This is a genomic window from Shimia sp. FJ5 (assembly GCF_032918335.1).
Classification (GTDB): domain Bacteria; phylum Pseudomonadota; class Alphaproteobacteria; order Rhodobacterales; family Rhodobacteraceae; genus Shimia; species Shimia aestuarii_A.
Genome location: NZ_JAWJUV010000004.1, coordinates 29,685 through 42,509 on the forward strand (window position 1 = coordinate 29,685; position 12,825 = coordinate 42,509).

The 12,825-nt window shown below is 64.2% G+C and carries 12 protein-coding genes; 5 read left to right on the forward strand and 7 right to left on the reverse strand.

Annotated elements, in window-relative coordinates; genetic code table 11:
* Positions 1-5 precede the first annotated feature (5 nt).
* From R1W01_RS13070 to folD, 4 genes are all read left to right on the forward strand, one after another.
* Positions 6-605, forward strand: coding sequence for an MOSC domain-containing protein (locus R1W01_RS13070; RefSeq protein WP_317275252.1), 600 nt, complete (start codon positions 6-8; stop codon positions 603-605).
* Positions 606-814: 209 nt separating this feature from the next.
* Positions 815-2,491, forward strand: coding sequence for a formate--tetrahydrofolate ligase (locus R1W01_RS13075; RefSeq protein WP_297755722.1), 1,677 nt, complete (start codon positions 815-817; stop codon positions 2,489-2,491).
* Positions 2,492-2,548: 57 nt separating this feature from the next.
* The gene (locus tag R1W01_RS13080; protein WP_243614450.1) at positions 2,549-2,854 is read left to right on the forward strand and encodes a chorismate mutase; all 306 of its coding nucleotides are present in this window, start codon (positions 2,549-2,551) and stop codon (positions 2,852-2,854) included.
* A gap of 51 nt (positions 2,855-2,905) precedes the next feature.
* The gene (gene folD, locus R1W01_RS13085) at positions 2,906-3,808 is read left to right on the forward strand and encodes a bifunctional methylenetetrahydrofolate dehydrogenase/methenyltetrahydrofolate cyclohydrolase FolD (protein WP_243614449.1); all 903 of its coding nucleotides are present in this window, start codon (positions 2,906-2,908) and stop codon (positions 3,806-3,808) included.
* 73 nt (positions 3,809-3,881) lie between these two features.
* Here the strand turns inward: folD and R1W01_RS13090 are convergent, their stop codons facing one another.
* Positions 3,882-4,253, reverse strand: coding sequence for a PaaI family thioesterase (locus R1W01_RS13090; RefSeq protein WP_243614448.1), 372 nt, complete (start codon positions 4,251-4,253; stop codon positions 3,882-3,884).
* A 108-nt stretch (positions 4,254-4,361) separates the two neighbouring features.
* On the opposite strand from R1W01_RS13090, the gene R1W01_RS13095 reads away from it, so the two are divergent.
* Positions 4,362-5,228 (forward strand): LytTR family DNA-binding domain-containing protein, encoded by an 867-nt coding sequence (locus tag R1W01_RS13095; protein WP_317275253.1) that lies wholly within the window; start codon positions 4,362-4,364, stop codon positions 5,226-5,228.
* On the opposite strand, the gene pdeM is transcribed toward R1W01_RS13095, so the two are convergent.
* The 6 genes from pdeM to R1W01_RS13125 form a co-directional block, all read right to left on the reverse strand.
* Positions 5,225-5,887 (reverse strand): ligase-associated DNA damage response endonuclease PdeM, encoded by a 663-nt coding sequence (pdeM, locus tag R1W01_RS13100; RefSeq protein WP_243614446.1) that lies wholly within the window; start codon positions 5,885-5,887, stop codon positions 5,225-5,227. The genes R1W01_RS13095 and pdeM overlap by 4 nt on opposite strands.
* A gap of 106 nt (positions 5,888-5,993) precedes the next feature.
* Positions 5,994-8,408: a ligase-associated DNA damage response DEXH box helicase gene (locus R1W01_RS13105; RefSeq protein WP_297755729.1), complete on the reverse strand. Its 2,415-nt coding sequence runs from the start codon at positions 8,406-8,408 to the stop codon at positions 5,994-5,996.
* A gap of 4 nt (positions 8,409-8,412) precedes the next feature.
* Positions 8,413-8,745 carry an ArsR/SmtB family transcription factor gene (locus tag R1W01_RS13110; RefSeq protein ID WP_243614484.1) on the reverse strand — a complete coding sequence of 111 codons (333 nt, stop codon included), beginning with the start codon at positions 8,743-8,745 and terminating at the stop codon, positions 8,413-8,415.
* Between the two features lie 65 nt (positions 8,746-8,810).
* Complete coding sequence (locus R1W01_RS13115; RefSeq protein WP_297755733.1) at positions 8,811-10,037, reverse strand: mandelate racemase/muconate lactonizing enzyme family protein; 1,227 nt, start codon at positions 10,035-10,037, stop codon at positions 8,811-8,813.
* Between the two features lie 86 nt (positions 10,038-10,123).
* Positions 10,124-11,326 (reverse strand): TCR/Tet family MFS transporter, encoded by a 1,203-nt coding sequence (locus R1W01_RS13120; protein WP_243614443.1) that lies wholly within the window; start codon positions 11,324-11,326, stop codon positions 10,124-10,126.
* Between the two features lie 88 nt (positions 11,327-11,414).
* Entirely contained in the window at positions 11,415-12,746 is a 1,332-nt protein-coding gene (locus R1W01_RS13125; RefSeq protein ID WP_297755736.1) for a lyase family protein, read from the reverse strand.
* Positions 12,747-12,825: the final 79 nt, after the last annotated feature.

Consider the following 12,825-nt stretch of genomic DNA (forward strand, 5'->3'; position numbering starts at 1 on the left):
AAGCCATGCCCGCCCTGAAACCAACTGATTTTTATGCCGAGGTGTTGTGGCTCGGGAGGGTGGCCGACAGTGTCGAAGACCTGCGCGCAGAGCCGCTCGAGGAAATGGCGCTCGGGTTTGCCGGCGTGGAGGGGGAATGCCATGGCGGGTTGACGCGGGCCTCGTGTAGCAGGGTGCTTTCGCAACATCCGCGCGGCACGCAAATCGCCAATTCCCGGCAGTTGTCGCTTTTGTCGGCGGAAGAGCTTGAACAGGTGGCCGAGGCGATTGGCGTGGAAGAGTTTGATCCGGCATGGGTCGGAGCGTCGATGATCCTGCGCGGCTTGCCGGATTTCAGCCACCTGCCGCCCTCGTCGCGGCTTCAGGCCGATAGTGGCGCGACCATTGTGATCGACATGGAGAACCGCCCCTGTGTCCTGCCCGGCCGCGTCATCGAGAAAGAACAGCCCGGTGCAGGCAAGGCCTTCAAGGAGGCCGCGGAAGGCAAACGTGGTGTCGTAGGCTGGGTTGAGCGCGAGGGTGTGATCCGGATTGGCGATATCCTACGCTTGCATATCCCCGACCAACGACCCTGGGCCGCTCTCGACGAGGCGCGTGCGCAGTAGCTGCGGACTCATCGCGGATCTTACGGAACGCCCCTCACCGGGGCGTTTTTGCGTTTCCGGGCCGGTCAGAAACGTTTCCGAAAAGAAACCGCTGCGACATGTTGGACGCAAGCGGCGATGGAAATGTCGGAAATGCGACCCGACTCAGGTTGCTGAGGGGTTATGCAAATGGGCAGAATTCAACCAACCCCGCCTGGACAGGGATCGCCATGAGCTACAAAACAGATATCGAAATTGCCCGCGAGGCAAACAAGAAGCCGATCCAAGAGATCGGCGCGAAGCTGGGCATCGACTCGGATTCGCTCCTGCCGTTTGGCCATGACAAGGCCAAGGTGAGCCAAGAGTTCATCAACTCCGTGCAGGGCAACGAGAACGGCAAGCTCATTCTTGTGACCGCCATCAACCCGACCCCGGCCGGCGAAGGCAAGACCACCACCACCGTGGGTCTTGGCGACGGTCTGAACCGTATCGGCAAGAAAGCGGCGATCTGTATCCGCGAAGCATCGCTTGGCCCGAACTTCGGGATGAAGGGCGGCGCGGCAGGCGGCGGCTATGCGCAGGTCGTGCCGATGGAGGACATGAACCTCCACTTCACCGGCGACTTCCACGCCATCACCGCGGCGCACAACCTCCTGTCGGCAATGATCGACAACCACATCTACTGGGGCAACACGCTCGAGATCGACGAGCGCCGCGTGACCTGGAAACGCGTGCTCGACATGAACGACCGCGCGCTGCGCGATGTCGTGACCTCGCTTGGCGGCGTGGCCAACGGGTTCCCGCGTCAGACCGGTTTCGACATCACCGTGGCCTCGGAAGTCATGGCAATCCTCTGCCTCGCGACCAGCCTCGAAGATCTCGAGAAGCGCCTTGGCGACATGATCGTGGCCTATCGCCGTGACCGCACCCCGATCTACTGCCGCGACATCAAGGCGGACGGCGCGATGACCGTTCTGCTCAAGGACGCGATGCAGCCGAACCTCGTGCAGACCCTCGAGAACAACCCGGCCTTCGTACACGGCGGCCCCTTCGCCAACATCGCGCATGGCTGTAACTCGGTGGCGGCAACCACCACCGCGCTCAAGGTGGCTGACTATGTTGTGACCGAAGCCGGTTTCGGTGCCGACCTCGGGGCCGAGAAGTTCATGAACATCAAGTGCCGCAAGGCCGGCCTTGCGCCCGACTGTGTGGTGCTTGTTGCGACCGTGCGCGCGATGAAGATGAACGGTGGTGTTGCCAAGGCGGACCTCGGTGCAGAAAACGTCGAAGCGGTTGAGGAAGGCTGCCCGAACCTTGGCCGTCACATCTCGAACCTCAAGACCTTCGGTGTACCGGTGGTCGTCGCGATCAACCACTTCGTCACCGATACCGACGCCGAAGTGCAGGCCGTGAAGGACTATGTCGAGGCGCAGGGCTCCGAAGCGATCCTCTGCCAGCACTGGGCCAAGGGCTCGGAAGGCACCGAAGAGCTCGCCACCCGTGTGGCCGAGATCGCGGATGCCAACGTCAGCCAGTTCGCGCCGCTCTACCGCGATGAGCTGAGCCTGTTTGAGAAGATCGAAACCATCGCCAAGCGCATCTACCGCGCCGACGAGGTTCTCGCGGATCAGAAAATCCGCGACCAGCTTCGCCAGTGGGAAGAGGCCGGCTATGGCCACTTGCCGATCTGCATGGCCAAGACGCAGTATTCCTTCTCGACCGACCCGAACCTGCGCGGCGCGCCGCTTGGTCATTCGGTGCCGGTGCGCGAAGTGCGTCTCAGCGCGGGCGCGGGGTTCGTCGTCGTCGTCTGCGGCGAGATCATGACCATGCCGGGCCTGCCGTCGCGCCCTGCGTCGGAGAATATCCGCCTCAACGCAGAAGGCGAAATCGAGGGCTTGTTCTAAGCGACAAAATGAGATTTCTGTGGCGCAAAGCGATTTGCGCCACAGGAGCGAGCAAAGATGACCAAGCCGAAATCGCCCGGTGCATGCGACACGATGCAAGTGCTGCGCGGCGAAATCGACGACCTTGACCGGAAGCTCATTTCGCTTCTGGCGCTACGAGCGGGATACATTGACCGCGCGATCGAGATTAAGGCGCAGACCGGCTTGCCCGCGCGCATACCTGATCGGGTCGAAGACGTGGTGACCAAGGTGCGTCTGGCGGCAGAGGGTGAAGGGCTTGATCCCGATTTGGCCGAAGGGCTTTGGCGGGATCTGATCGAGTGGTCCATTGCCCGTGAAGCCCGTCAGATTGGCGGAGATTGAACCTCGGGGCGCTGGTGGGCGTTGTCCGGGTGGAGCAGAAGGAAGACAGACATGACGGCGCAGATCATTGACGGGAAAGCCTTTGCGGCGACGGTGCGCGAGAAGGTTGCGCATCACGTGGCGCGTCTTAAGGAAGAGAACGGCATCACGCCGGGCCTCGCGGTCGTGCTCGTGGGCGAAGATCCTGCAAGTCAGGTCTATGTGCGTTCCAAGGGCAAGCAGACCGTCGAAGTTGGCATGAATTCCTTTGAGCATAAGCTCGACGCCGATACGTCCGAGGCGGACCTTCTGGCGCTGATTGACAAGCTCAACACGGATCCGGCGGTGCATGGTATCCTCGTGCAGCTTCCGCTTCCGGGGCATCTCGACGAAGATCTCGTCATCAACAGCATCGCACCGGAAAAGGACGTGGACGGGTTCCACATCTCCAACGTTGGCCTTCTTGGCACCGGACAGAAGAGCATGGTGCCGTGCACGCCGCTTGGCTGTCTGATGATGCTGCGCGACCATCACGGGAGCCTGTCGGGCATGGATGCGGTTGTGATTGGACGTTCGAACATCGTCGGCAAACCGATGGCGCAGCTTCTGCTTGGCGATAGCTGCACCGTGACCATCGCGCATTCGCGCACGAAAGACCTTCCCGAGGTCGTGCGCCGCGCCGATATCGTGGTCGCCGCCGTGGGCCGCCCCGAGATGGTGCCGGGCGACTGGATCAAGGAAGGGGCGACGGTCATCGACGTGGGTATCAACCGCATCGACGCACCGGAAAAGGGCGAAGGCAAGACGCGCCTCGTCGGCGATTGCCATTTCGAAAGCTGTGCCGAGAAGGCCGGCGCGATCACCCCGGTGCCGGGCGGTGTTGGTCCGATGACCATTGCCTGCCTGCTCGCGAACACCGTGACGGCCTGCTGCCGCGCGAACGGGCTTGCCGAGCCAGAAGGCCTGACGGCCTGACGCCTCCGGCGGGAGTATTTGCACAGAGAAGAAGAAGGGCTGCGTCGCGAGGGACCGGCCCTTTTTCTATGGCCTATGGAAGAACGGGGATCATCGTGCCAGTCAGGAGCGCGATATGGGTCTCGGTGCCGCTCTCGTCTTCGGCATAGACATCGGCTTGGGTAATGACGAGGCGACGACCGGGTTTGATGACACGCCCTACGGCGCGCAGGCGACGGCCCTTGGAGGGCGCGAGAAGGTTGATCTTCATTTCCGTGGTCAACACCTCGGCCTCATCTGGCATGACGCTCAACGCCGCGTAGCCCGCCGCCGTATCGCCAAGCGCGAAGGTCAGGGCCGCATGGCCGAAACCGTGTTGTTGCAGGCAGGAGGGGCGAATCTCACTGATCAGGGTCACTTGGCCTTTGGAAATGTCCTCGATCGAGGCCCCGATCGTGTCCATCATGGCCTGAGCGGCGAAACTTTTATGGAGTTTCTGAATTATTTGCGGTGACAAAGCCACTTACATTCCCCTTCTCGATTTTGTCGCGTCATGCATAATCAGGGTTCAAGCGTGCGCCCTTCGCGTCAAGAGGGCTTTGCGCGGAATGACGAAACGGCACAGGCGGATACGGTGACAGAGCGAGCGGCAGACTTTTTGCGTTCATACCGGAAACTCCTTTCGGTGGAGATCATCGCGATTGCTTTGCTTGCTGCATTGATCGGCGCGTTCGCAGGACCGTTCGGCACCTTTGACGCCATGTCTCTTTCCGAGAGAGCGGTCTACTGGGGCCTTGTGTCCGTGGTGTCGATCCTGCTTGGTCGGACGGCGTTCGGCTTGATCGCCCTGGCTGGCGCCGAGGCTGGCAGCGTTTGGGAGGCCCTTGGCGGCGCGGTGCTCACGGCGGCCTTCGTGACCGGCGGTGTTTGGGGCGTGACGCAGCTTTTCACCCACGCTCGGCCGATGACGCCGGACCTGCCCGTTTTGTTCGTGAACGTGCTCTTGGTGACTGTGGGCGTGGTGTTCCTGCGCCAATTGGTGGTGCGGCGCGGGGCCAAACCTGCCCCCCCTACGGTTGCGGAGGAAGAGCCGCGCTCAGACCCTGAACCGGAAGCGGCGGAGGGGGCGCGGCCGGTTTTGTTGCGACGCTTGCCGGAAGACGCGGGGGGGACGATCCTGCATTTGTCGGTCTGCGATCATCATGTGGATGTGCACACGGAAAAGGGCACGACGTCGCTTCGGATGCGGCTTGCGGATGCGATTGATGCGATGGATGGAGTGCCGGGGCTGCGGGTGCACCGGTCCCATTGGGTCGCCCGAGAGGCGATTGATGGGGTGGTGCGCGACCAAGGCCGCCTTTTCCTCAGCCTGCACACAGGCGCGCGGGTGCCGGTCAGCCGGGGCGCGCGACCGATCTTAGAAGAGGCGGGGCTTCTTTAGCGTGGCATGTCGACAAGGCGCGGTGTCGGCCCCGTCAGGATGGCGCGGGCCTCTGGGCGCATAAGCGACGTGAGCGCAGCATCGTGGCTGCGCAGGCCACCCGTATAAGTGCCATAGGCCGGGAGGATCACCCGGTCCGTATCAAACAGAAAAGCCGGGCGCGTGATCGTGCGGTGGCGCGTGCGGATCGTCGCCTTGGGGTGGTAATGGCCTGAAATTTCGCCGCTTTTCCCCGGTTTCGCGATATGTCGAAAGGTCAGGGGCGGTGCGGGCAGTTCAGAGAGGTGACTGCCGCCGAGGTCGATCGGGCCGGGATCGTGATTGCCTTCGATCCAAACCCAGCGCCGCCCGGCCTGAAGCCGTGCGATCCAGAGGCGGTCATCTTCGGACAGGCTTTCAAGCGCGGCGAGGTCATCGAAGCTATCGCCGAGGCAGATGACCGTTCCGGCGCCGGTCTGTGTCAGGTCCGCCTCAAGCCGCAGGAGCGTGTCGCGGGTCTCGTATGGGGGCAGGGGGGCGGCACCGTTGCGGGCGAGGCGGTCGGACTTTCCCAAATGCAAATCAGAGACGCAAAGGAGGCTGCGGTCTTGCCACCAAAGCGCGCCGGAGCCGAGGGCTTCGAGGCGGGTTCCGGCAAGGGTAAAGGGCACGCTTTGCATGGCATATTGGTGCGCGAAACGGGGGCGTTTCACAAGGAAAAACAGGGGTCTGTATCGCGTCGGTATAACGTCGGTATTGCGTCGGTGCGGAATTCCGCCGCTCGGGTCAGGGGGCGACGCCGGCCTCGGCCATGACGCGGGCGCTTTCTTCGGCAAGGAGGCGCTCTTCGGCGGCGCCGTCGATCCGGACCTTGCCGACCTCAAGAAAGAGCGGAGCGGCCAGAGGGGTGACGTGATCGCAGCGGCAGAGGTCGATACGATCCCCGATCCGGGCGAGCATGTCTTCGATGCGCGAGAAATCGACAAGACCGCGCATGGCTTCTTCGCGGGTGATCGACATCAATAGGTGGTCGGGGTCGTATTTCAGCAGCGTGTCATAGAGGATATCGGAGGAGAATGTCGCCTGTCGTCCAGACTTGCGCTGGCCTGCGATGTTGCGCTCGATCAGGCCCGCGATGGTGGCGGAGGCGCGGAAAGTGCGTTTCATCAGGCTATTCTCGGAGAGCCATGTGTCGAACCCGTCGCGCAGAGTTACGGGGTCGAGAAGGCGCGCGGGGTCGTGCAGCGCATCGAGGCCCCAGATCAGGGTTGCATAGTCGGTGGCGACAAAACCCATCGGCGCGAGGCCCATTTCCTCCATGCGTTTGGTGATCAAGAGGCCGAGGGTTTGTTGCGCGTTGCGGCCTGCGAATCCGTAGATGCAGAGATTTTCCCGCCCGTCGCGCGGGAAGCTTTCGATCAGAAGACGGTCGGGGGCAGGGAGCTGTGACAGGGAGCGTTGGAGGGAAAGCCAATCGGCGGTGTGATCGGGCAGGTTGGGCCAGTCGTCTTGTTGCAGGAGGCGCAGGATGCGATCCGAAAGCTGGGTCGAGGTTGCGAACTTGGTGCCGGAGAAGACGGCGACCTTGGGGTTCTTGGCGGCGGAGCGGGAGACTTCGACGGTCATCTCGCGCAGGCCTTCATAGCGCACGACCTTGCCACCGATGAGGAAGGTGTCGCCCGGTGTCAGGGTTGCGGCGAACGCCTCTTCGACTTCGCCCAAGGGTTTGCCGCCACGGCTTCGGGCCATGCGAACCTTGAGCGTCTCGGTGTCGATGATCGTGCCGGCGTTCATGCGGATACGCGCCGCCGTGCGTGGGTCGCGCAGGTGCCAAAGCCCGTCCGGCGTTTGTTTCAGGCGCTGCCAGCGGTCATAGGCGCGCAGGGCATAGCCACCCGTGGCGCAGAAATCGAGGCAGGCGTCGAAGGCCGCGCGCGTGAGGGGGGCATAGGGGCCAGCGGTTGTGACTTCGGCAAAGAGCGCGTCGGCGTTGAATGGACCGGAGGCGGCGGTGAGCAGCATATGTTGGCACAGGACATCGCGGGGGCCGGGGCCGCGCGGCGCACCGTCGAGCGCATGGGCGCGCACCGCTTCGAGCGCGGCGACACATTCGACGACTTCGAACCGGTTGGCGGGCACAAGGAGCGCCTTGGAAGGGGCGTTGTAGCGGTGATTGGCGCGGCCGATCCGCTGCACGAGGCGTTTGACGTTCTTCGGCGCGCCGACCTGGATCACGAGGTCCACATCGCCCCAGTCGATGCCGAGGTCGAGAGAGCCGGTGCAGACGATGGCGCGTAGAGCGCCCTCTTGCATTGCGGCCTCGACTCGTTCGCGCTGGGCCCGGTCGAGGGAGCCGTGATGCACCGCAATGGGCAGGGCGTCCTCGTTGGCGAGCCAGAGGTTGTGAAAGAAAATTTCGGCCTGGGCGCGGGTGTTGTGAAAGATCAGCGTTGTCTTGTGGCGGCGAATTTGTTCCATCACCGCAGGGATCGCATAGGCCGCACCGCCTCCGGACCAGGGCGGGGCCTCGTCCGTCTCAAGCATGGTGATGTCAGGATCGGGGCCGGGATCAGCCACGAGGATGTCGCAAGGATCGGGATGCCGGGCGAGGAAGCTGGCGATAGCGGCGGGGTCATCGACCGTCGCGGAAAGGCCGGTGCGGCGCAGGTCGGGGCAGAGCGTTTGCAGGCGCGAGAGCGCAAGCATGAGCTGATCGCCACGTTTGCTCTCGGCCAGCGCGTGCACCTCGTCAACGATGACGCGTTTGAGGCCGCGAAAGATATGCGGGGCGTCGGGGTAGGAGATCAGGAGCGCGAGGCTTTCGGGCGTGGTCAGCAGGATATGGGGCGGGTCGGCGCGCTGGGCCTTGCGGCGGGATTGCGAGGTGTCGCCAGTGCGGTCCTCAATACGGATGGCGATGCCCATCTCCTCGACGGGTCGGCGCAGGTTGCGCTTGATGTCGGCGGCAAGCGCCTTCAGCGGCGAGATATAGAGCGTGTGCAGCCCCTCATGGGGGGCGCTTGCGAGGTCGGCCAGTGTTGGCAGGAAACCGGCAAGTGTTTTGCCGCCGCCGGTGGGCGCGATGAGAAGCGTGGCGGGGGCATCCGCACGCGCCAGCATCTCGATTTGATGCGGGTGGGGCGACCAGCCGCGCGCGGCGAACCAATCCGCGAGCGCGGGCGGCAGGGCCGGGAGCGGCATGGGATCAGGCCTCGGAGGCGTCCGTGCCGGGGCCGCAGAACAGGCGGTAGAGCATGGCGATCACTTCGGCGGTGCTCTCGTCGGCGAGGCTGTAGAAGATGGTCTTGCCGTCGCGGCGGGTCTGGACGAGGCCTTCTTCGCGCAGGCGGGCGAGCATCTGGCTCACCGCGGCCTGACGGATTTCGAGAAGCTGTTCCAGCTCGCCGACCGATTTCTCCCCGGACCCGAGATGACAGAGGATCATCAGCCGCCCTTCATGGGCGAGGGTCTTGAGATAGGCTGCGGCGCTGGCGGCGCTGCGGGCCATTTCGGAAGGCGGGGCGGGGATTTCGTCCATCTTCAAGGTCGCATGTCCTTTGCTTTGTTGCGCAGATATAGCACGGGAATTTGCAGAGTGCGAGATCATGTCGCGGGGGCACCCCCCTGAAAATTGTTGCCATTGGCATAGTCGCATGGCGCGTCGCGCATCTCGAGGTGCAGCCCGGTGCCGGTATAGGGGTGGGCGCGGGCGAGGGCTTCGTCCACTTCAATCCCGAGGCCGGGATCTTCTGGGGGCAGCACAAAGCCGTCCTCGACGCGAATCTTGGATTTGATGAGGGCGTCGTGAAACGGGGTCTCGATGGTTTCGATCATCAGAAGGTTGGGGATCGAGGCGGCGAGATGAATATTGGCGGCCCATTCAACGGGCCCGGCATAGAGATGCGGCGCCATTTGTGCGTTGTGGACCTCGGCCAGTGCGGCGATCTTCTTGGTCTCCCAGAGACCGCCGGATCGGCCAAGCGCCGGTTGCAGGATCGTGGCGGCCCCGGCGGCGAGGACGGCGGCGAATTCCGCCTTGGTTGTCAGGCGCTCGCCGGTGGCGACGGGGATGCGCACGGCGCGGGCGACCTCGGCCATGGAAGCGGGGGTGTCCGGCGGCACGGGTTCCTCGAACCAGAGCGGGGAATAGGGCTCGATCGCCTGACCGAGGCGGATGGCGCCACCGGTGGTGAATTGTCCATGGGTGCCAAAGAGGAGATCGGCACGGTCGCCCACCGCCTCTCGGATCGCCTTGCAGAAGGCGGCGGAGGTGGTGATGTCGGACATGGCGGGCATATGGCCGCCGCGCATCGTGTAGGGGCCTGCGGGGTCGAACTTGACCGCGGTATAGCCGCGCGCCACGAGGTCGAGGGCGGACTCGGCGGCCATCTCGGGCGAGGTCCAGAAGTCCTCCATCGAATGGTCGGGTAGGGGGTAGAGGTAGGAATAGGCGCGCAGCCGTTCGTTCATCAACCCGCCGAGCAGCGCATAGACAGGGCGGTCGCGGTCTTTGCCGAGAATGTCCCAGCAGGCCATTTCCAGCCCCGAATAGGCGCCCATAACGGTCAGGTCGGGGCGTTGGGTAAAGCCGGAGGAATAGGACTTGCGGAACAGGCGTTCGATATTTTCCGGGTTCTCGCCGAAGAAATGCCGTTCGAACAGATCGCGGATCACGTGGGTCATGGCGTCGGGGCCGACCGAGGCAGCATAGCATTCGCCCCAACCTGTGATCCCGGTGTCGGAAGTGACCTTGACCAGTATCCAGTAGCGCCCGCCCCAGCCGGGGGCCGGGGGTGCTGTGACAATGATGTCGAGATCCTGCAATCGCATGGGGGGTGTCCTTTGCCTGATTTGGATCAGCTTCGGGCAGGTGCGACAAAAAGGCAAACCATTCGTGGCCCCGTTTCGCGGCGTCTTCAGGTGAGGCGCGGGGTGCGCAGAAGGACGGCCACGGCGCATGCCATGAGGGCCGCGGCAAGGAGGAAGGGCGCACCGGGGGCATAAAGCGCGGCATCGGGACGGGTAAAGAGGGCGAAGGTCTGGGTCATGGCAAGCGGCGAGACGATCAGGGCGAGGGCCGCGAGGCTTGCCATGACGCCCTGTAGCTCGCCTTGGGCATTGTCAGGTGTGCGGCGCGAGAGCATCCCCTGAAGCGCGGGCATCCCCACGGCGCCGAGGGCGGAAAAGGGGATCACGGCGAGCACGAGGACGGGGCTTGTCACCAGCCCGAGGAAGATCAGCGACGCCAGTTCGATAAAGAGACCTGCGCGCACTGTGCCGCGATGGCCGAGGAGGCGAATGGCGGGGTCGACGAGTGTACCTTGCACAATAGCAAAGCCGAGACCGTAGAGCGCGAGCGAGAGGCCGATCATCCCCGGCGACCAGCCGAGCCGTTCAGCGGTAAAGAAGGCCCAGATGGCGGGGTAGACGGCGGTTGCGACCTGAAAGAGAAAGTGCACCCAGAGGAGCGGGCCAAGCGAAGGCAGGCGAGATACCGCGCGCAGGGCGGCGAAAGGGTTGGCGCGCGCAAGGGTGAAGGGGCGGCGGATGGCGTCGGTTACGGTCTCCTTGAGGACGAGCGCTCCAAGGAGGAGGTTGGCGCTTGTCAGGATGGCGGCGGCCCAGAAAGGCGCGCGGGTGCCGAATTCGGCCAGCAAGCCGCCAAGGATTGGGCCGAGCACGAAACCAACGCCGAAGGCTGCACCGATGAGGCCGAAGCGGCGGGCTTTCTCTTCGGGGGTGGAGATGTCGGCCATGTAGGCGGTCGCGGTGGAATGGGTCGCGGCGGTGATGCCACCGATGATACGCCCGAACAGCAAGAGCCAGATCGAGCCTGCAATGGCCATGATGACATAGTCGATCGCCATGATTGAAAGCGAGATCAACAGCACCGGGCGTCGACCGAAACGATCCGAGAGGCTCCCCAAGGCGGGGCCGAAAAGCACTTGCATCAAGGCAAAGACCGCAGAGAGGATGCCGCCCCAAATCGCGGCGTCGGCCAATGCACCGCCCGTCACGTCGCGGATCAGATCAGGCATGACCGGGAAGATGAGGCCGATGCCGATCGCGTCGATCGTGACGGTCAGGAAGATAAAGAGAACCGGAAGGTTGGGGCGCATTGGACTATCCCGCGAAACAATGCAGGACAATTTGGGGACGGCGCGCGAGAATGCAACGCTTATCTTCTGCTGCCCTAGAGGTAAGCGGTCAGGAGAGGGCGGCGACCTTGGCAGCAAAGGCGCGGGCGTCGGCCGGGGCCTGTCCCATCTGATGCGCGGGCGCAAAGAGCGTCGCGGTGTCGAGCGCCGGGTGGTCGCGGCCTGTCAGCGTGGCAAGCGGTGTGTCGCTGGCCAAGGCTTCTTTGCAGAGCGCCTTGGTCGCGGCCTGTGCGTCGGGGCGGGTCATGGTCGCGGCGAGCGCAAAGGAGAGCGCCTCGGCATGGACAAGGCCGAGCGGATCATCGACCGACTCGGCCATTGCGTCGAGACGCGGGGAGAGGCGGGCGGCTTGGTCCTTGGCAATGGTCAGCGCAGAGGCAGCGGCGAGGCAGAGCTGGGGCAGGGTCAGCCATTCGGTAAACCAGGCCGCGCCGTCGCGTTGGTGTTTCTGGAGGGCGGCCCCTTGCAGGGTCGCGAGATGGCCACGGGCCTGCGCGGCCAGAGCCACGAGGGCGGAGGGGGCGACGGGGTTCTGTTTTTGCGGCATGGTGGAGGAGCCACCGCCACCGCCGAGATCGACCTCGCCAATGCCCGACATGACCATGGCGATCAGGTCTTCTCCGAGTTTGCCGAGCGCCTGCGCGAGGCGGGTCAGCCAGTCCGCGATGCGCAGGATCGGTGTGCGGTCAGTGTGCCAGCTTCTACCGGGATCGGCGAGGTTCAGCTCTTTTGCGAGCGCAGTGCGGATCGCCGGGGCCTTTGGGCCGAAGGCGCCTGCGGTTCCGGCGGCGCCGGAGAGCGAGACCATGAGGCAGGCCTCGCGCAGGGCGGGGAGTTCGTTCAACAGGCCGAGGAGCGGATTGCCCCATTCGGCGGCTTGCGCGCCAAAGGAGGTCAGGGTCGCGTGTTGGCCATAGGTGCGGGCGCTCATGGGGGTGTCGGCATGGGTCTCGGCCAGCGCGGCAAGGGCGGTCAGCGTTTCACGCAGGTCTTTCTCGCAGAGTGACAGGAGCGAACGCAGGCGCAGCATGAGGCCGGTGTCGATCACGTCCTGCGAGGTCGCGCCCCAATGGACATATTGCGCATGATCCGGCGCTTCCATCGCTTTGCGGAACCCGGCGACGAGGCCGGGAACAGAGACGCCGTTGGTCCCGGTCGCCTCGGCAAGGCCTGCCGGGTCGATCTGCACCTCCATGGCGGAGCGGTGAATGAAAAAGGCGCTATCTTCTGGGATGATGCCGAGGCTTCCCTGCACCTTGGCCAGTGTGCCTTCGACGAGCAGCATGGCGCGGACCTCTGCCGTGTCGGAAAAGAGTCGACCGGCCTCGCCCGTGGGGAAGAGGCGAGCGTAGTGCGGGCTATCGAAGAGGGAAGCGGCCATGGTAGCGTCCTTCGGGCAATCGGTGTTGCGGCCCGTGGTAGCGCGGTTTCCGGGGAAAGTCAGCCAGCTATTTCGCCCG

Coding starts and splice junctions, on each gene's coding strand:
- pdeM (WP_243614446.1), bottom strand. CDS start 5,887: ATGCAAAGCGTGCCCTTTACCCTTGCCGGAACCCGCCTCGAAGCCCTC.
- R1W01_RS13080 (WP_243614450.1), top strand. CDS start 2,549: ATGACCAAGCCGAAATCGCCCGGTGCATGCGACACGATGCAAGTGCTG.
- R1W01_RS13125 (WP_297755736.1), bottom strand. CDS start 12,746: ATGGCCGCTTCCCTCTTCGATAGCCCGCACTACGCTCGCCTCTTCCCC.
- R1W01_RS13115 (WP_297755733.1), bottom strand. CDS start 10,037: ATGCGATTGCAGGATCTCGACATCATTGTCACAGCACCCCCGGCCCCC.
- folD (WP_243614449.1), top strand. CDS start 2,906: ATGACGGCGCAGATCATTGACGGGAAAGCCTTTGCGGCGACGGTGCGC.
- R1W01_RS13090 (WP_243614448.1), bottom strand. CDS start 4,253: ATGATGGACACGATCGGGGCCTCGATCGAGGACATTTCCAAAGGCCAA.
- R1W01_RS13120 (WP_243614443.1), bottom strand. CDS start 11,326: ATGCGCCCCAACCTTCCGGTTCTCTTTATCTTCCTGACCGTCACGATC.
- R1W01_RS13075 (WP_297755722.1), top strand. CDS start 815: ATGAGCTACAAAACAGATATCGAAATTGCCCGCGAGGCAAACAAGAAG.
- R1W01_RS13105 (WP_297755729.1), bottom strand. CDS start 8,408: ATGCCGCTCCCGGCCCTGCCGCCCGCGCTCGCGGATTGGTTCGCCGCG.
- R1W01_RS13070 (WP_317275252.1), top strand. CDS start 6: ATGCCCGCCCTGAAACCAACTGATTTTTATGCCGAGGTGTTGTGGCTC.
- R1W01_RS13110 (WP_243614484.1), bottom strand. CDS start 8,745: ATGGACGAAATCCCCGCCCCGCCTTCCGAAATGGCCCGCAGCGCCGCC.